The sequence below is a fragment of the Bacillus sp. NH11B genome, assembly GCF_001884205.1.
In the GTDB taxonomy this organism is placed as follows: Bacteria; Bacillota; Bacilli; order Bacillales; family Bacillaceae_G; genus Bacillus_A; species Bacillus_A proteolyticus.
In genome coordinates, this window is record NZ_MAOG01000012.1 from 69,668 (window position 1) to 86,870 (window position 17,203).

The following is a 17,203-nucleotide window of genomic DNA, read 5'->3' on the forward strand; positions in this document are numbered from 1 at the left end:
TGGTTTAGTGCATTTTATTCATAAATCCCCATAAACATAACACCATTGCAATTTGAATATTCACTAAAAGTACATAAGAGACAGATCTCACATTTCTTTATGCTTCGTATAATATAGCAACTGCAACGAAGGAGTGGTTGAAAATGAAACAGACTTATGATTACCACGCTACAAAAAAACATCTAGAATTAAAGAAACAACACCTATGCAAAAAACTTAGTAATATGAAATTATCTGAAAAAGAGCGTGAACAAATAAAACTTGAGATTGATAACTACGAATATATATTAAACTTAGTCGAAATGAATCATTATGAACGAGGGTTTTCTCGTTAAAAGTGGCTATATTATCATCCTCTTTTTTGTGTGAGCATTTCATTACGCATTTTTCGTAAGTAAATATATAATAGAATGTACATTAAGATTGAGAGGTATATTCTATGATCAAATTAAGTGTATTAGACCAATCACCTATTTCTGATGGCAGCACAGCAACTGAAGCTTTTTCACATACAGTAACACTTGCACAAGAAGTTGAAAAACTAGGATTTACACGTTTTTGGGTATCCGAGCACCATAATTCTGTAAGCCTAGCAGGCTCAAGTCCAGAAATACTCATTTCACATATTGCAGCAAAAACGAATCGTATTAGAGTTGGTTCGGGTGGTGTTATGTTGCCACACTATAGTCCATATAAAGTTGCCGAGAATTTCCGCGTGTTAGAGGCACTTTATCCAAACCGTATTGACCTTGGTGTTGGTAGAGCGCCTGGTGGTATGCCGATAGCAACTCGCGCACTTCAAGAAGGTAAAATGGTCTCACTTGATCAATATCCAGAACAAATTGCAGATGTTGCTATGTACTTACATGATCAAGTACCAGAAAACCATCATTATGCAAATTTAAAGGCTACTCCAGTTATCACAACATCTCCTGAAATGTGGATGCTCGGTTCTAGCGGGGAAAGTGCAATGATTGCCGCAAAGCAAGGCGCTTCTTTTGCATTTGCACAGTTCATTAACGGATACGGTGGCCCTGAAGTAATGAAAGCCTATCAAGAGCAATTCCAACCTTCCTATTTAGGTGATAAACCAAAATCAATCGTCTCTATTTTTGTTATTTGCGGAGAAACAAACGAAGAAGCGGAGAATATAGCATCAAGCCTTGATTTATCGATTTTACTATTAGAACAAGGAAAACGGACTACTGGAACCCCTTCTATCGAAACTGCTCAAAATTATTCGTATAGTGCTTATGACCTATTTCGTATTAAAGAAAATCGTCAACGTATGATCGTCGGCGATCCGTCTTCTGTAAAAGAAAAAATATTAAACTTAAGCAAAGCATACAATACTGAAGAGTTTATGATTGTCACAATCACTCATCAATTTGAAGATAAATTAAACTCTTATCGCCTATTGGCAGACGCTTTTAATTTATAATAACGAAAAGGAGATGCATCACATATGATGCATCCTCCCTTTCTTACTACCAATCAATTGTTTTTGCTTCCTATATATTCAATAGCTTCTTTTAATAACTCATCAAAATTCTCAGGATAATCATGATTTAAGTTAGGCACAACTTTATACTTATGTTCTATATTTTTATCCTTTAATAACTTTACAAATTGCTGTGTACATTCGAAACAATCTTCATCTTGATCCCCACATATTATATATCCTTTTATGCTTTTATCATGTAATATTCCAATCATTTCTTCCCATTCTTCCATTTCCGGGAGCCACGGTGCCACAAAAATAAAACCGTTCACTTCTATTTCACCTTGTAACATGGAATGTAACGCTACTCTTGCCCCAGCAGAAAAGCCACCAATAATAATATTTCCAAATGTTTTATTCACTTTAATCTTATTGTAATGTTCTTTTAACTCTTCTCTTCCTCTTTCGATACTATCCCAAACATATCCATCTGAAAATTGAATTTGGGAAGATTGAGGCAATGCCAGCATAAAACCTTGTTCCATTACAGAGTTCCAATATGGTTCTATTATTTGTATATTTTCTTGATCCCCATGCAGTGTGATTAGTAGATTTTCATTTTGTTTGCTGTATTTATATTTCAGGTCTGCTTGTTCCGATTTCTTTGCTAATTCTTCTCTTTCTTTACATAATTGAACCATTCTATGAAACTCTTCAAATTTATGTAATGGTTTTAAATCATCATCGGAAATTAAATACTCACTTCCGTACCAAAACTCATTTTCTATAATTGCTTTCTTCATTAAATGCAACGCTTCTTCTTCAAGTCCTGCTGCACTTGCTAGCGCATATTTAAAGTTATATATTTGTGCTTCATTACCCACTACACCTTTAGCATGCTCCATTATATAAGAATATGCTTCAAAACTTCCTTTTTTTGCATAACAATCTAGCGTTTCATTTAATAATTGAATATAAGTCATACTATTTTTCATATAGAAATCCCCCGTAACCTTTTATAAAAATTTTTTCTCCAATCTTCCTATCATTCTAGGGTCACGGTATAAGTAGTAAAATTCTACAATTCAACTTAACAATACCTGATTTTCAGAATGATATTTAATAACTAATGTATGTATACGCATAATACACCACTCCTTCCTATCCACTAGTTATAGTATAAAATTAAATAGACTGAAAAATCAATATTTTAAAACAAAAAAAGACAACAATATATTATTGTTGTTCTCATAACATCTACCCGGTATTCTTTTTTTTCTTATCTGGTTTACTTGAAACTAAATAATGCTTTTCTGAAATATATAAATTTCTTTTTAATATACGATTTAAATATGGTCCTAGCTTTATTACACATATGAGGCGATCTTCGCTATCTTCAACAATTGGGAACATTTCTTTTTCTGTTACATATTGATCGACGGCTTTTTGTACGATATCAATTTCTTTAACTAGGTTTAAATTTTCTTCTGTATGCTCAAATACCTCAAGCGTTTCCTTCGTAATAAGAAAAAAATTGGTTGGAAATGCAGGTAAATAGGGCTTTAATAAATCATAATTTACTGTGTAATCATCATTTACTAATACTGTATAAACGATATTAGCATTCGTTTCTAGAAACTTAGCCATCGCTTGTTCTAATTCGTCTTTCGTAATTTCCCGCTCTTCTTTTCCAGTTCTGAAAAAGCGAAACATCGCATCGCCTCCTTTTTACTATATTATAGCATAAAAGGAAACTGAAAAATCATAAAAAACTCTATTGAAAGAATTTTTCAATAGAGTTTTTCTTTAATCCATTTATGTTTATTTTAAGAATGCACTTAACATCCACACATGTTGTTCTAATGTCGTATGAATTGCTAATAGCATATCAGCAGATGTTTCATCACCAGCTTCACCCGCTACTTCCATACCTTCTTTCAATTCTTGAATGAGTGCAGAAAAATCATTTACTAAAGTTTGTACCATTTCTTCTGCAGACTCTTTGCTTGTCCCTTCACTCACAGTAGAAGTTGCTAGATATTCTTTCATTGTCGCTAACGGTTTTCCTTCTAGCGCTAAAATACGTTCCGCTAACTCATCAATGTAAGTCCCTGCTTCATTATAAAACTCTTCAAATTTCTCATGTAATGTAAAGAAGTGTGGTCCTGTCACATACCAGTGATAATTATGCAATTTCACATATAACACATTCCAGTTTGCTACCTGCTTGTTTAATACTTCAACAACATTTGTTTTCGTACTCATACAATCCACTCCTCTTAGCATTTTTATAATTATTATCTTTTAATAACCTAATTACATTTTACCATACATTTCCTACTCTTTTGAATGAACAGCTTATATGTAACAAAGTTTTAACAACCTTAATATTTCCCTAATATCATATAATTCATGTATTCTTTCAGCTACTTCATATGTCTAATTGTCCAAGCTCACACATATGCATAATAGTAAGTCAAGCTCATCATAGAAGAAAGAGGGATAACATGGACAATCAACAATGGCAAGTAGCAAAGAAAGTCGCTGCTACTTATATCGGAACTGTCGTTGGAGCTGGATTTGCTACTGGACGAGAAATTGTTGAATTTTTTACAGTGAACGGATTTTACGGAACCATTGGCATATGTATAAGTGGATTTTTTTTTATTTGGCTCGGCACAAAGATGATGTTGCTTTCATCACAAATAGGGGCATTTTCAGCTCAAGAATTTAACAAATATTTATTTGGGGATGTATTTGGAAATGTCGTAAACACATTACTATTACTCGTATTATTTGGTGTAACAAGCGTTATGTTATCAGGGGCTGGGGCAGTATTTGAAGAACAACTCCGCCTCCCGAGACAACTTGGTATTTTCATCACAGTCATCGCCTGTCTCATTATTGGGAGTCGGGGATTACAAGGTGTTTTTGAAGTAAATACACTTGTCGTACCTATAATGATGATTTTTATTATCGGTCTTGCTATCACAACCTTTATTCATGGTACAACTCCTCTTATTAACACCGTTCCTACAGAAAGTTGGAATATGAAATGGATTACTAGCCCGATTACATATGTTGCATTAAATCTTTCACTCGCCCAAAGTGTTCTCGTCCCATTAGCCAGTGAAGTAAAAGACCGAAAAGCTATTTTGTGGGGGGGGATTTTAGGAGGCGCAGGGCTTTGCTTCATTTTATTATGTAGCCATTTAGCAATATTATCAGTTGAACAATTTTATCAATACAACATCCCGATGGCTGAAGTTGTAAGAAGATTTAATGCCACTTTCCACTTTTTCTTTGTTCTTATTATTTTTGGTGAAGTGTTCACAACATTAGTTGGGAATATTTTCGGAATGACAAAACAAATGCAATCCATTACAGGATGGAAAAGTCATAACATTATTTACTTCATATTACTAATTAGTTATTGCTTTAGTTACATCGGATATAGCCAATTACTTCATATTCTATATCCAATTATCGGTTGGGTAAGCATCATTTTACTACCGATTATCGCTTTTAAACAACTTCAAAAAACATGAAAAAGCATCCGTTTATACGGATACTTTTTCATGTTCATTCACACTCTTCACATACTTCCCAATACGGTCCCATTTCTACTGCAAGATATGGCTTTAATTGCAAACGAATCATTCGACTTGGCATACGTTCTAATACAAATTGAATGCCTTCTTCCTCTTCATCTAACTCAACTTTTGAAATAGCAATTCTTTGCATTGTAGTAATGGGGCTTCCATCTTTATATAAAGTGATTTTCACCTCATCATATTCATTAAAATACAATTCAACATTCATTTGCTTTTTTAACATTTCATCAACAATTTCATAATTATCATTTTGTTCCTGGATTATATATTTCCAGCCGCCTCTATCCAATTCTATCGGAGCAGCTTGGAATAATGTCATCAAATCCTCGTATAGCATAAGATAACCCCTCTCTTACTAAAAAACGATGAGTATTTTATATACCCTTTATCTCTATCACTATCCATGTTTATTGTACCATATTTCACGAATCTTACCGCATTCATTTGCTTTATAAACACATACAAAACATATAGTATTTTTGATTCATTTTCTACTCACTAGTACGTCCCTTTACTTATAACTTATCACTCTCCATATTTCCTTCACACTACTTATAAATCTAAAAATTCCACACAAAAGAAGAGTGATTTTTATCACTCTCCTCAAAAGACTTTTCCTGCGGCTACTAATGCTAATACTATAATTAAACTGGCAAATAATAGCGAGACAATTAAACTAAAAATCGGTAATATTTTCTTTTCATTCTTCTTTGATAATAATCTCAAACTAAGAATGATATTTAATGGGACAAATATAAAATAAAAATATTTAACGATTTGTAATGAACTATTTGAAAGTGTTTTAAATACAAACACTTCAATTACAAAAACAGCAAAGAATAAAATACTTAACCAAAACGAGACATAACTAAGCCAAGAATGCCTTTTCGTTCCCCAATACACTCCCATAATAATCTCCTTTATATGTAATCTATACAATATTCATTATACACAAACTTAACAAATCCCTCTATTTTTCGACAAATATTAATTAAAATAAAGCTTTAATTATTGAATCCCCCCGTTCCCCACAGGCTATTAACTAAAAGGACTGCCTCTAATAGCAGTAATACTATTTGAAGCAGCCCTTTCTATTTACACTTTAAATCTTTCAATTAATACTTGTAACTCTTCAGCCATTTGAGATAGTGTACCCGCCGCAGAACTAATTTCTTCCATAGAAGCTAACTGCTCCTCAGCTGACGCCGCAACACTTTGTGTACTCGTCGCGTTATTTTGTGCTGTCATTGCAATTTGGCCAACTGAAATAGATACTTCATTTGCACCTTTTGACATTCCATTAGCCGTTTCAACCATCGTTTTAATTTGATCAGCAATTTCATTTGTAGATTGTAAAATCTCAGTGAAATTTTGTTTTGTTTCATTTGCAATAACAAGTCCAGATTGAACTTCTTCATTTACATTATTCATAGATTTTACTGTTTTACTCATATCATCTTGTATTTCACAAATTAATTTACTAATTTCACTCGATGATACGCTAGATTGTTCTGCTAATTTTCGTACTTCATCAGCAACAATTGCAAAGCCTCTTCCATGCTCGCCAGCTCTTGCAGCCTCAATTGCTGCATTTAATGCTAGCAGGTTGGTTTGATCTGCAATATTTTGAATTACTTCTAAAATATCACCAATTTGCTTTGATTTATTATTTAATAACTGAATAACTGCATCTGATTTACTGTTTTTCCTACTAGTTTTCCGCCATCTTCTGCTTTTTCACGTGTATGAGCAGAAGCAGTATTAATAGATGATGAACTATTTGCTACATGCTGAATCCCTTCTGTTACACCAAACAGTAACATAGCACCATTTTCTACGCTTGCTGTTTGCGTCGTTGCACCACTTGATATTTCATCCATTGCTGATGTAATTTGTTCAGTCGCTTCACTCGCTTGTCTCACACTTGCTGTTAACTCTTCAGATGCAGCTGCAACATGCCCTGCTGAAGTATTAATTCTTCCGATTAATGTACGTAGTGAATGAGTCATCTCATTAAAACCTTTCGCAAGTTGTCCAATTTCATCATTTGAATGTATTTGAATCATTGGAGTTAAGTCCCCTTCGCTTATTTCTTTAGAAGTGACAACTAATTGTTTTAAAGGTCTGGTAATAGAAAGTGTCACGAAATAAATAAGCACTCCACCTACAACTAATGAAATAAACATTACAATTAACATATTATAAAATACAGGTTGAGCAGCCTCAACTACTTCATTTGAGTACATCGTCCCAGCAATTTTCCAACCTGTTTTTAAGTTTGTGGCAAATACCATTTTCTTGTCACTACCACTATAAGTGTATGAAAAAGTGCCATGGTTATCTTCGTATATTTTCTTTGCCCAAGAATCATCTGCCTTGTCACCTGGTTTTTCTTGAGGGTGAGCAATTATTTTTTTGTTCCCATCTAAAATGAAAGCATAGCCTTTTTTACCAATATTGATTAACTTTGTTGTTTTTAATAAATTATCTAAATTTAAATCTACTGCAACAACACCATTTTTATCTTCAGTTTGTTTTGCGATTGTTACGACAGTATGCCCATTTCCTTGTGCCTTATATGGTTCAGTGACAACAATTCCACCTTGCTTATTCACTGCATCTTTATACCAAGAACGCGCTGTTGGATCATAATCTGTTTCCATTTGTATTTTTGGTTCTTGTACAAATTTTTTATCGTTTCCGGCAACATACACTTGTTCTACATCTTTGTTCAAGCTAATATATTGAGATAATGTTTTTCTTAGTTCATCCTGTTTATCCCCTTGATACATATCAGTATGAATCACTCGTGCAAAATTATTTACATCGTTGAATTTCGCTTCAATCATTTGATTGATTAAATTATCCAATATTTTTATATTATCCTGAGCACTACTCATAATTTGTGATTCAAAATTCTTTTTAGCTGTTTGATACGACATGCCCCCAATAATAGAGACTGCCGCAATTAATATAACAAAAAATGAAATTAATAGCTTTTTTGCTACTTTCATATCTCTAAACCAACTTACTAGTTTACGCATTATAAACCTCCTGCATTTCAATATTAAGCTCTAAAGATTAAATGAGCTAATTTTGAATATATCCCATTCCTTAGTTACTATTTTTATAACTTGTTTTGATGAACACTTTGTAAAGTTTAAACAAATTAATTCCAATTGTCTATATATATGAATAATATTAATATAAAATTTACAAATACAAAAAACCAAAGGAACAAGCCCTTTGGTTTTTTATATTTTTTTATGTTGTTTAGAAATCTTTTTCCATCTATCTCGTTCCGCTCTTGCCAGAGTAATGTTTTGTTTTCTCATAACATATGCCAATTCTCTTTGCAGCTTTTTATAGCTTAGCAAGCGCTCTACAGGTATACTTCCGTTATCTATAGCACTTCGCACTGCACATCCTGGTTCACCGTCATGTTTACAATCTCGAAAGCGGCAAGTATGTGCAAGATCTTCAATATCAGAAAATGTAGTTTGGATTGCCCCGCTTCCTTCCCAAAGCTGAAGTTCTCTCATACCAGGAGTATCAATTACTAAACCACCACTTGGTAATTGGAATAATTCACGGTGAGTTGTCGTATGTCTCCCTTTACTATCTTCTTCACGTATATCTCCGGTTTTTGCTACAACTGTTCCTGTTAATGCATTTAACAAAGTAGATTTCCCTGCACCTGAAGATCCAACTAAGGCAATGGTTTTTCCTGGTGAAACAAATTGTTGCAATGATTCTATTCCGACGTACGCTAAGCTATCAACAACAAATACAGGAACACCGATTGCTACTGCTTCAGTTTCTGCAATTTTTTGTTCCACATCTTCACATAAACTACTCTTCGTTAAAACAATAATAGGCATTGCACCACTCTCATAAGCCAATAGCAAATAACGTTCCATCCTTCTTACGTTGAAATCATGGTTAAGAGCATTTACTAAAAAAAGATAATCCACATTCGTAGCTATAATCTGTTCCTCTGTTCGGTAGCCAGCCTCTTGTCTAGAAAAAGAGCTTCTCCTTGGAAAAATACGATGAATAATTGCCTTTCGCTCTCCTTCTATTTTCTTTATATACACCCAATCACCAACTGCCGGATAATCCCCTTTCGTTAACGCTTCATGACGAAACTTTCCAGACAGTTCCGCTACATATTCACCATCAGTACAAATAATCCGATATATATGCTTATGCTCAAGTAAAATACGTCCTACTTCATAGTTCTCTACAGCTTGTTCCTCAAAAAAAGAATCCCATCCGAACGATTCTAAAATATTTTGATCCAAATTGATATCCTCCCTAGTTTGAACTTAGTGGAAGGATTGTGCGCTCACTTATAGAGTATCGCCCTTTCCGTCCACCTTTGTATTTGGTTTATTATTCATATAAGTTAATTTCGCCATAATACATCACCCCGTTCTAATTTTAATTACTCTCATTATATGGAATATCTTATTAAAAAGCTACCTTATTTAACGTAATTTTCAAACAACTTGTTTTTTAGCATTTTAATTTGGCCGCGATGACTAATTTCATCTTCTAGCACATGAAACCAAAGGTAGTGCTGATTATACGCTACGCCATTAGGCCACTTTCTTTCTGACATTAGCCATTCGTCATCCTGTTCACTCAAACACTTCAGTGTTTCTTCTCGCACTTTTTGCAAAAGTTGTACATAATACTGTATTTCATGACCACGAATCGTTCTCCCCGCTTCTCCTAAATACAGTGCATCTTCCCATACTTCTAATTCTTCTTTTGTGAAGTCACGATTTTGAAATGAAATAAGCTGATGGACTTTTTCTATAGCTGCTATATGCTTTAATAAAGCTCCAATTGAATTTCCACCACTTGGCATAATTAAATCTAATTGCTCAACTGATAGATTTTCTATTTCCTGTAATGTTACCGCCCTCGTATGCTCCAGCATACTTACTAATTCACCTATATTTTTTGTATAACCATCTACACTTCTTACTCGATAATCTATATTCATATCACGCACCCCTTTCTGCATTCATATTATTGTAAAAGTTGTTCATATAATAGACTGAAATATATCGAAATTTTCTGTTATAATTAAATTGAATAAGGAATATACCTAAACAAACTTTCTCAATATGCTTATATGAAATATTAAAAGGAATCAATATGAAAAAATCGAATCTTATTCACTAAAAGGAGTGGATTCGATGGAAATGTATCAATGGCTAACTGCTGTTCTAGTTGGTGGCATTACTGGCTTCGTTTCCCATCTGATCAATAACCAAGGCAAGTTATTGCTTCCACGCCGTTTAAAAACGTTTTTCCACTTTGGGTTTTTAACCGATATATTGACCGGTTGCCTAGCTGCACTTCTTGGACTCGTTTTATTCGATGTCACCACAATAAAAGAAATTATAAAAGTATCTATTGTAACTGCCATTTCAGGTCAAACATTTTTACTTCATCAAGCCTTAGGTGGTGAACAGGCTAAAAACACGCAAATTGGGAAAGCTGATGAGAAAATTCAAGAAATTGACAAACTATTACGACGTTAATCTATACTTTCTTTAAAAATTATTGTTATAATGAAAAATAAATATTTTCTATTGCGTCGTTTGTCAGAAGAAAGGGTGTTTCGTATGACAAAAAAGAAAATAGAAGATTTCTTAACAAACTCCGAAAAAGAGGAACTGCTAGAAAACTATAAATGTTTACGAGAAGCCCGCACAAAAAGCGAAGCTAACCATTTTGGTGAAGCAGTAGACCATCTATTAAATAAAGTAAAAAAGCGAATTATTAAAGATGCAGGCATACATGATGAAAATGCAGCAACTATTCAATCAAAACGAAAAGCACTGTTTTAGACTTATCCCTAAAATAGTGCTTTTCGTTTGCAACACTTTTATGATGCAAGTCCTTTTTTATTTTCTTCAGCGAGCTTTTCACTTTTTCTAAAAAAGAATAACGCAATAATATACAGTAGCGCTGTAAAACATCCTACTAAAACAAAACTATGAGACGTAGCAAATAATACTCCAGCTACTGCCGCTCCAATCATTTGGCCAATGTACATAGAAGCATTAGCAAGAGCAGCTCCTGTTCCTCTTGCTACACTAGACATGTTTTGTAAGCGTCCCATCATCAATACAAACAAAATTCCTGTCACAAAAAATAAAATAAAGAAGAATAATTCAACAAATATAATGTTATTTAAATGAGGAAGTATTACATATAGCACTGCTGTAAATATAATTCCACCATAAAAAGAAATGTTATAACCGATTTTGTTTACAATTCTAGGACCAAAAATATTACCGGTCAAATTTCCTAATCCCAATATAATCATAGCTGTTCCTACTTCATTAACCTGTAAACCGAATTGAACTGCAAGCCATACACCAAAGAATGAGAATGCTGCGAAATTACCAGTTTGAAAAATAAAATATGCCAAATAAGAGAGTGGAACCTTTGAATCTCTAAGTAATTGTTTATAACGCCGTAAGATTGATTGTTTATTATCCTCTGTTTGAACAGGCTTTATTTCTGGTATAAAAACACCAATAGAAATAACAAGTAATGCTGACAGGATGCCAATGACAAAGAATGGCGTTGTATAATGTATCGTTGCTAAATAGGCCCCAATTGGCAGTCCAAGAATTTGAGCGACTGATAATCCCGCTGTTGCAATCCCAATTGCTTTCACAATTTGCTTCTTCTCTATAAGTAGTGGAATAGATGCCCACACTTGCGGAGATACAAACGCTGCACTTACACCTGCTAAAAATCGAAAAATCAGCATCCATAAAAAACTAGGTGCAATTCCGCACAAAAACGTACTAATTGCGAAAAAAATCATACCTAGTATCATTACTTTTTTTCTGTTTAATCCATCTGATATAGGACCAGCGATAAGTACAAATCCAGCGTATCCTAAAGCATATGAGCTTACCATCCACCCTGACAACTCAGTTGAAACATGATACACCTGTTGTAATGTCGGCAAAAGTGGTGAAATTAAGAAAGTATCTGTACCGATCATAAACATTATCGTAAAGAATACAGCTAGCACTCTTTTCATTTAAACCTTCTCCTTTATATAAAAAGAGGGTACTATCCCTCTTTTTAACTAATCTTCTAATATAGATTCAATTTGTTTCATATCCTGTTCATTCAATAAAACGTCCACTGCTCTAACACTTTCTCTTATTTGCGCTGCTCGCTTCCCGCCAGGAATAACAGTATCAATTCCTTCTTTATTTAATAACCATGCTAACGCTAAGTGAGATACTTCAATATTATTTTCTTTAGCTAAGTCTTTTAACTTTTCCACTTTCTTAAAGTTACTCTTATATGTATTTTCTTCAAATAGATTTACACTTTGGCGCCAATCGCCTTCATTCAATTTCAAATCATCTGCATATTTACCGCCTAATATTCCGAAAGCAAGTGGTCCATACGGAATAAATGAAATACCTGCTTCAATACAATACGGCAATAATTCTTCCCCAGCAGTGCGATCTAACATATTGTAAGGCGCTTGTACAACATCTATATCTCCATATCGATTTGCTTTTTTTAATTGTTCTACACTTACATTTGAAATCCCAATTGAACGAATTTTCCCTTCTTCTTTTAAACGGGTAAGCCCTCCAATTGAATCTATGTAACTTGTTTCAGGGTTTGTAAAATGTAAATAATATAAATCAATATAATCTGTCTGTAATCTTCTTAAACTATTTTCCACAGCATTTCTTAAATAGCTTGGTTCATTATTAATATGAACCTCTCCATTTAATAGCGGCTGTATTCCACCTTTTGTAGCAAGTACAAATTCGTGGCGTTTCTCTTTTATTACTTCTCCTACCAATTCCTCTGATCTACCGAAACCGTATGAATCCGCTGTATCAAAAAATGTAATACCTTGCTGAATAGCTTCTTCTATTAATCGCTTTCCTTCTTCCTCATTCACATCAGCGTATAAATTGTGTCCCCCTACTGCATTCGTTCCTAACCCCAACTTAGAAATATTTATTCCTGCCTTTTGCAATTTTGTATACTTCATTTTTTATCCCCCTATATTTCTATTGTTCGAATATAATCGAACAATAGAAATATACCACTTTGTATGTTATAGTGCAAATATCTTAACTTATACAAGCAGGTGAAAAAATGCGTACACTCTATCATCCGAACCGAGAGGAAATTCAATTCTCTTCAGTCTTATATGCACTTAGCGATCAAATCCGTTTACAAATTGTAAATATGTTACTTGAGAAAAATGAGCAATCTTGTGGTTCATTAAACATCCCTATCGCGAAATCAACTTTATCTCATCATTTCAAGGTTTTACGTGAATCAGGTGTTATGTACACACGCCTTGAAGGAACACAACGTTTCATTTCAATTCGTGAAGAAGATTTAAATACTAGATTCCCTGGTTTATTAGATGTTGTAATACATGCGACAGAACCATACTAAAAAAACATCTCATATAAATATGAGATGTTTTTTAGTAATTACTATTCTTTTAATAAATCTATTAATCCATTCCCTTCAGATGTACGTTCATATCCTAAAGGTACAGTCCTTTTTATAAGTTGCGCGTATATTTCCGGCTCTGATAATTTTCTACCGTACTCTCTCTCACACTGCTTAATGAGAAGTGCTAACGCCCCAGCAACATGCGGCGTCGCCATTGAAGTACCACTTAATACTGCATATTTCCCCTCTGGATACGTAGACAGTATTTCATCACCCGGCGCTACTAAATCAATTTCTTGATTTGAATTACTAAAGCATGAAATTTTCCGCTCTAAATTAACAGCACCTACTTCGATTACTTCAGAATAAGCACCTGGAAAATCTAATTCTTCCGTATCATCGTTACAATCCCCATCATTTCCAGCAGCACATACGACAAGTACGTCTTGTTTTACCGCATTTTGAATAGCTTCATGTAACTCTGGTACATCTTGTGGACCACCAAGTGACATTGAAATAATTCTCACTTTCTCTTTATTCGGTCCTCTCCAATTTACAGCATAATGAATGGCCTCAATAATTTGCTCATAACTTCCAGAACCGTCTCCTGCTAATACTTTTAACACTAACATTTTAGCAAGTGGTGCGACTCCTAAAACACCGACACCATTTTCAGTCGCTACAATCGTCCCCGCTACATGAGTACCATGCCCATTATTATCAAGATAAACTTTAGGATCTCCTTCATAATCTTTCGTGAAATTTCTACCACCAATAATACGATCTTTTAAATCCACATGATTTATATCACAACCTGTATCTAAAACGGCAACAACAATGTCTTTCCCTTTCGCGCTCTTTTCCCATACTTGCGGAGCATGAATCAGTTGTACACCTGGTGGAATTTCATTTACTTGTTCAACCACCTTATTGACAGTAAACGGAATTAATTGTATACCTTTTTGTTTATTCGCTGTACTACTATTCATTGTAATCCCTCCTGAAAATGTATTATTTTCATTTCAGACCACCATTGAATACGTTTAAATTTAACATTCGTTTTATTCGTCCCATTTCCCTTCCTCTCAAATATTTCTCAATAAACAAAAGAAAAGGACCCATTAAATGGTCCTTTTCTTTTTCAGTTTTTCAATAGAATAATATAAAGTGAAACTATAATCAGTGGGGGGGTTCATCCCCCACTGATTATTAGCCCTCACCAATCGGGCGTTTACAGGCAGCAGGGCTTCCACCTAACTTCTTTGCTTCAGCCGAGTTTTGAGGTGGGAGTTTTACTGCCCACAAATAGCGGGATAAATTAAGACTAAATCTCACTCTTTTTCAAAAACTGCTCAATTTCTTTTATTACATGTTTTGCGCCTTCTATACTAACAGTAATGTTTCCATTTGCTAATGAAATATTTTGATCTGAAACATCACCTGTTATTTGACAAGCATTGTAAGGTTGATATTTTTGTAAAATAACTTTGTCCTCTTCTACAAAAATTTCAAGTGGTGATTTGATTTGTATTCCTAATACATCTCGTAATTCTTTAGGAATAACTATCCGTCCCAATTCATCTACTTTTCGAATAATTCCTGTTGCTTTCATGTTACTCCCCCCCTTACTCTCTATTATTTTTTTCACCTCGCTATTTTCATTTTATCACTATATATTTGGTAATGCCTTACTCTTTTTAGAAAATATAGTACAAAAGTTAAAAAAACACATTTAACGAATATTCAATCTTTCTTTCAATTGTTTTAAATAACGAGCTCGTATAATGACGAAATACAAAACTTGAATACTTACAAAAATACTTAATACAATCGTATTCTCTTTAAACAGTGAGTACTCAAACATTTGTCCTAACGCAGTTAATGCTACTGCCCCATGTAATGTTGCAACTCCAACTGGAACGAAGAATAAAAGCGCTAAGCGGATTGTGACTACTTTCGATAATTCGCCTCTCGTCAATCCAACTTTTCGAATCATTTCAAATAAACGAGTATCGTCCTCCAAATCAGAAAATAAGCGGAAGTAAAGGAAGCTTCCTGCACAAACAAAAAATACAATACCTATAAAGAAACCTACAAATAAAATGGGTCCTGCAATTTGTAAACTTTGATTTTGATCGTACTCTTCTGCACTAAACGTTGCATGTTCTTGATAAGACTTAATCTGATGTGTAAGCTCTTTACCAACCTCAATTTCATCTTTCGTTCCTTTTGTTTTATACATATAATCTTTTTCTTCTTTAAATCCATCTTGTAATGAATCATATTGATTATTAGAGATTACATAAACATTACCTCTTAATATTTTACTCAATGAAGACGAAGTAACTTTTTTCACTTTTAACTGTTCATTCACATTAGGTAAAGCGATTTCTTTTCTTTCTTTCATCGGTGGTCCAGGTATTTCAACTGACAAAAATAAAGCCTCTTTATTTGATACAGTATTAAATGGTTCTCCTATTAATTTTGCATATTCCTTATAATCCGATTCTTTTATAAAAGTAGCGCTTCTTAACGACTGCTCCTCCGTTTTTTTCGTAGAAACATTTATTTTTGAAGCTTCTATATTATATTTCTTTAATCCTTTGTCAATCATTTGTATATGCTGTATTTCGCTAGTATTTTCTTTCTTAGAGTGGTAATGAAACGCAATTGGTCTGTCCATAATTTCTTTCGTCATTGATGCAAATCCAACCAATGTACCTATTGCTGAAAATGCTACTGTTGAAATAATCGTTACAATAAAGAACATTCTTGCGTTATCTCTCATACGGTACGCTAAATCTGACAAAGTAATAATATTTGTTTGTGTCCAATAGAAACGTTTACTTTTTTTACATAATCGAATAATAAAGACGCTCAACTGCTTGTACAGCAAATACGTACCGATAGTGACTACCGTTGTAACAGGAATCATCATAATAAATACCATTGCACCATGTGACATAAGAGCGCCTACATACCCAACACTAAGCAATACTACTGCTAATATAGAAGAAATAATTGATGCTTTCGGTTCTGGCTTCGCCTCTGCTGATCCTCTAAACAACTTCATAATTTTATTTTTACGAACCATACCGGCACTAAATAAGGAAATGATAATAAATAATATGAAAAACATAATACTCGTTACAACTATCGCTTTCATTGGTATGTAATAGGATAAGGAAATATCTAGTTTTAATATCATTTGGGCTACAAAAATTAGTACTCCTGAAAACAGCATACCTGAAAGAATCCCGAAAATAATTGCCCCTATTCCAATCATGATATTTTCAAAGAAGATAATACGCTTTAATTGATATTTCGTCATTCCAAGCATCATTAATATCCCTAGCTCACGTTTTCTCGTTTTTAAAAACATTCCCATAGAATATAAAATGAAGAAAAATGTAAACAAGTAAATAATAGACTGTGCAAAAGACATACTTACGAATACGTACCGTCCTAATTGTCCAGCACTTAATGCCGGATGAAACGCAAAAAATGAATACACAAAAAAGGCCATAATAGCAAATGCACTACTCAAAAAATATGCTGAATATGTTCGTCTATTTCGCGTTACATTTCGAAATGCAAGTTCTCTAATGTTCATACTACTTCTCCGCCCTTCTACTAACTTTGCTTTTTTATATTAGTAAAATTC

General features: G+C 33.7%; 18 protein-coding genes and 1 pseudogene. 6 read left to right on the plus strand and 13 right to left on the minus strand.

Annotation, left to right across the window (positions count from 1 at the left end; genetic code table 11):
- The first annotated feature begins 143 nt into the window (after positions 1-143).
- Together BAU27_RS01530 and BAU27_RS01535 are read left to right on the plus strand one after the other, a co-directional pair.
- Positions 144-335: a DUF3896 family protein gene (locus BAU27_RS01530; RefSeq protein ID WP_071769946.1), complete on the plus strand. Its 192-nt coding sequence runs from the start codon at positions 144-146 to the stop codon at positions 333-335.
- A gap of 104 nt (positions 336-439) precedes the next feature.
- A complete protein-coding gene (locus BAU27_RS01535) occupies positions 440-1,441 on the plus strand; it encodes an LLM class flavin-dependent oxidoreductase (protein ID WP_071769947.1) in 1,002 nt (333 codons plus the stop codon).
- A 53-nt stretch (positions 1,442-1,494) separates the two neighbouring features.
- Here the strand turns inward: BAU27_RS01535 and BAU27_RS01540 are convergent, their stop codons facing one another.
- From BAU27_RS01540 to BAU27_RS01550, 3 genes are all read right to left on the minus strand, one after another.
- Positions 1,495-2,436 (minus strand): alpha/beta hydrolase, encoded by a 942-nt coding sequence (locus tag BAU27_RS01540; RefSeq protein ID WP_071745625.1) that lies wholly within the window; start codon positions 2,434-2,436, stop codon positions 1,495-1,497.
- 262 nt (positions 2,437-2,698) lie between these two features.
- Entirely contained in the window at positions 2,699-3,154 is a 456-nt protein-coding gene (locus tag BAU27_RS01545) for a DUF3939 domain-containing protein (RefSeq protein WP_071769948.1), read from the minus strand.
- A 108-nt stretch (positions 3,155-3,262) separates the two neighbouring features.
- Positions 3,263-3,706, minus strand: a complete 444-nt coding sequence (locus BAU27_RS01550; protein WP_000105200.1) for a Dps family protein — start codon at positions 3,704-3,706, stop codon at positions 3,263-3,265.
- A 242-nt stretch (positions 3,707-3,948) separates the two neighbouring features.
- Here BAU27_RS01550 and BAU27_RS01555 point away from each other — a divergent pair, with 242 nt between their 5' ends.
- On the plus strand, positions 3,949-4,989 hold the full coding sequence (locus BAU27_RS01555; RefSeq protein ID WP_002075563.1) for a YkvI family membrane protein: 1,041 nt from the start codon (positions 3,949-3,951) through the stop codon (positions 4,987-4,989).
- A gap of 34 nt (positions 4,990-5,023) precedes the next feature.
- On the opposite strand, the gene BAU27_RS01560 is transcribed toward BAU27_RS01555, so the two are convergent.
- The 5 genes and pseudogenes from BAU27_RS01560 to BAU27_RS01580 form a co-directional block, all read right to left on the minus strand.
- Positions 5,024-5,392, minus strand: a complete 369-nt coding sequence (locus BAU27_RS01560; RefSeq protein WP_016129214.1) for a DUF3979 family protein — start codon at positions 5,390-5,392, stop codon at positions 5,024-5,026.
- A gap of 266 nt (positions 5,393-5,658) precedes the next feature.
- Complete coding sequence (locus tag BAU27_RS01565; protein WP_071745627.1) at positions 5,659-5,964, minus strand: hypothetical protein; 306 nt, start codon at positions 5,962-5,964, stop codon at positions 5,659-5,661.
- A 186-nt stretch (positions 5,965-6,150) separates the two neighbouring features.
- Positions 6,151-8,099, minus strand: a pseudogene (locus BAU27_RS01570) (methyl-accepting chemotaxis protein).
- 210 nt (positions 8,100-8,309) lie between these two features.
- Positions 8,310-9,359: a ribosome small subunit-dependent GTPase A gene (rsgA, locus tag BAU27_RS01575; RefSeq protein ID WP_071745629.1), complete on the minus strand. Its 1,050-nt coding sequence runs from the start codon at positions 9,357-9,359 to the stop codon at positions 8,310-8,312.
- Positions 9,360-9,541: 182 nt separating this feature from the next.
- The gene (locus BAU27_RS01580) at positions 9,542-10,069 is read right to left on the minus strand and encodes a DinB family protein (protein WP_071769949.1); all 528 of its coding nucleotides are present in this window, start codon (positions 10,067-10,069) and stop codon (positions 9,542-9,544) included.
- A 196-nt stretch (positions 10,070-10,265) separates the two neighbouring features.
- Here BAU27_RS01580 and BAU27_RS01585 point away from each other — a divergent pair, with 196 nt between their 5' ends.
- Positions 10,266-10,613: a DUF4257 domain-containing protein gene (locus tag BAU27_RS01585; protein ID WP_070141977.1), complete on the plus strand. Its 348-nt coding sequence runs from the start codon at positions 10,266-10,268 to the stop codon at positions 10,611-10,613.
- A gap of 84 nt (positions 10,614-10,697) precedes the next feature.
- Positions 10,698-10,922 carry a hypothetical protein gene (locus BAU27_RS01590; RefSeq protein ID WP_071745631.1) on the plus strand — a complete coding sequence of 75 codons (225 nt, stop codon included), beginning with the start codon at positions 10,698-10,700 and terminating at the stop codon, positions 10,920-10,922.
- 38 nt (positions 10,923-10,960) lie between these two features.
- Here the strand turns inward: BAU27_RS01590 and BAU27_RS01595 are convergent, their stop codons facing one another.
- Together BAU27_RS01595 and BAU27_RS01600 are read right to left on the minus strand one after the other, a co-directional pair.
- Entirely contained in the window at positions 10,961-12,136 is a 1,176-nt protein-coding gene (locus tag BAU27_RS01595; RefSeq protein ID WP_071745632.1) for an MFS transporter, read from the minus strand.
- Positions 12,137-12,184: 48 nt separating this feature from the next.
- Positions 12,185-13,120, minus strand: a complete 936-nt coding sequence (locus BAU27_RS01600; protein ID WP_071769950.1) for an aldo/keto reductase — start codon at positions 13,118-13,120, stop codon at positions 12,185-12,187.
- A 107-nt stretch (positions 13,121-13,227) separates the two neighbouring features.
- Here BAU27_RS01600 and BAU27_RS01605 point away from each other — a divergent pair, with 107 nt between their 5' ends.
- The gene (locus BAU27_RS01605) at positions 13,228-13,536 is read left to right on the plus strand and encodes an ArsR/SmtB family transcription factor (RefSeq protein WP_071769951.1); all 309 of its coding nucleotides are present in this window, start codon (positions 13,228-13,230) and stop codon (positions 13,534-13,536) included.
- Positions 13,537-13,577: 41 nt separating this feature from the next.
- Here the strand turns inward: BAU27_RS01605 and BAU27_RS01610 are convergent, their stop codons facing one another.
- The 3 genes from BAU27_RS01610 to BAU27_RS01620 all read right to left on the minus strand — a co-directional run bounded on the left by BAU27_RS01610 (position 13,578) and on the right by BAU27_RS01620 (position 17,152).
- Positions 13,578-14,528: a serine protease gene (locus BAU27_RS01610; protein WP_071769952.1), complete on the minus strand. Its 951-nt coding sequence runs from the start codon at positions 14,526-14,528 to the stop codon at positions 13,578-13,580.
- Positions 14,529-14,863: 335 nt separating this feature from the next.
- Positions 14,864-15,151: an AbrB/MazE/SpoVT family DNA-binding domain-containing protein gene (locus BAU27_RS01615; RefSeq protein ID WP_000648281.1), complete on the minus strand. Its 288-nt coding sequence runs from the start codon at positions 15,149-15,151 to the stop codon at positions 14,864-14,866.
- Positions 15,152-15,271: 120 nt separating this feature from the next.
- Positions 15,272-17,152 carry an FtsX-like permease family protein gene (locus BAU27_RS01620; RefSeq protein ID WP_071769953.1) on the minus strand — a complete coding sequence of 627 codons (1,881 nt, stop codon included), beginning with the start codon at positions 17,150-17,152 and terminating at the stop codon, positions 15,272-15,274.
- Positions 17,153-17,203: the final 51 nt, after the last annotated feature.

What these genes read in the sequence shown, in the direction of transcription:
- BAU27_RS01530 (WP_071769946.1), top strand. Translation starts at nt 144, where the DNA reads ATGAAACAGACTTATGATTACCACGCTACAAAAAAACATCTAGAATTA.
- BAU27_RS01535 (WP_071769947.1), top strand. Translation starts at nt 440, where the DNA reads ATGATCAAATTAAGTGTATTAGACCAATCACCTATTTCTGATGGCAGC.
- BAU27_RS01540 (WP_071745625.1), bottom strand. Translation starts at nt 2,436, where the DNA reads ATGAAAAATAGTATGACTTATATTCAATTATTAAATGAAACGCTAGAT.
- BAU27_RS01545 (WP_071769948.1), bottom strand. Translation starts at nt 3,154, where the DNA reads ATGTTTCGCTTTTTCAGAACTGGAAAAGAAGAGCGGGAAATTACGAAA.
- BAU27_RS01550 (WP_000105200.1), bottom strand. Translation starts at nt 3,706, where the DNA reads ATGAGTACGAAAACAAATGTTGTTGAAGTATTAAACAAGCAGGTAGCA.
- BAU27_RS01555 (WP_002075563.1), top strand. Translation starts at nt 3,949, where the DNA reads ATGGACAATCAACAATGGCAAGTAGCAAAGAAAGTCGCTGCTACTTAT.
- BAU27_RS01560 (WP_016129214.1), bottom strand. Translation starts at nt 5,392, where the DNA reads ATGCTATACGAGGATTTGATGACATTATTCCAAGCTGCTCCGATAGAA.
- BAU27_RS01565 (WP_071745627.1), bottom strand. Translation starts at nt 5,964, where the DNA reads ATGGGAGTGTATTGGGGAACGAAAAGGCATTCTTGGCTTAGTTATGTC.
- BAU27_RS01580 (WP_071769949.1), bottom strand. Translation starts at nt 10,069, where the DNA reads ATGAATATAGATTATCGAGTAAGAAGTGTAGATGGTTATACAAAAAAT.
- BAU27_RS01585 (WP_070141977.1), top strand. Translation starts at nt 10,266, where the DNA reads ATGGAAATGTATCAATGGCTAACTGCTGTTCTAGTTGGTGGCATTACT.
- BAU27_RS01590 (WP_071745631.1), top strand. Translation starts at nt 10,698, where the DNA reads ATGACAAAAAAGAAAATAGAAGATTTCTTAACAAACTCCGAAAAAGAG.
- BAU27_RS01595 (WP_071745632.1), bottom strand. Translation starts at nt 12,136, where the DNA reads ATGAAAAGAGTGCTAGCTGTATTCTTTACGATAATGTTTATGATCGGT.
- BAU27_RS01600 (WP_071769950.1), bottom strand. Translation starts at nt 13,120, where the DNA reads ATGAAGTATACAAAATTGCAAAAGGCAGGAATAAATATTTCTAAGTTG.
- BAU27_RS01605 (WP_071769951.1), top strand. Translation starts at nt 13,228, where the DNA reads ATGCGTACACTCTATCATCCGAACCGAGAGGAAATTCAATTCTCTTCA.
- BAU27_RS01610 (WP_071769952.1), bottom strand. Translation starts at nt 14,528, where the DNA reads ATGAATAGTAGTACAGCGAATAAACAAAAAGGTATACAATTAATTCCG.
- BAU27_RS01615 (WP_000648281.1), bottom strand. Translation starts at nt 15,151, where the DNA reads ATGAAAGCAACAGGAATTATTCGAAAAGTAGATGAATTGGGACGGATA.
- BAU27_RS01620 (WP_071769953.1), bottom strand. Translation starts at nt 17,152, where the DNA reads ATGAACATTAGAGAACTTGCATTTCGAAATGTAACGCGAAATAGACGA.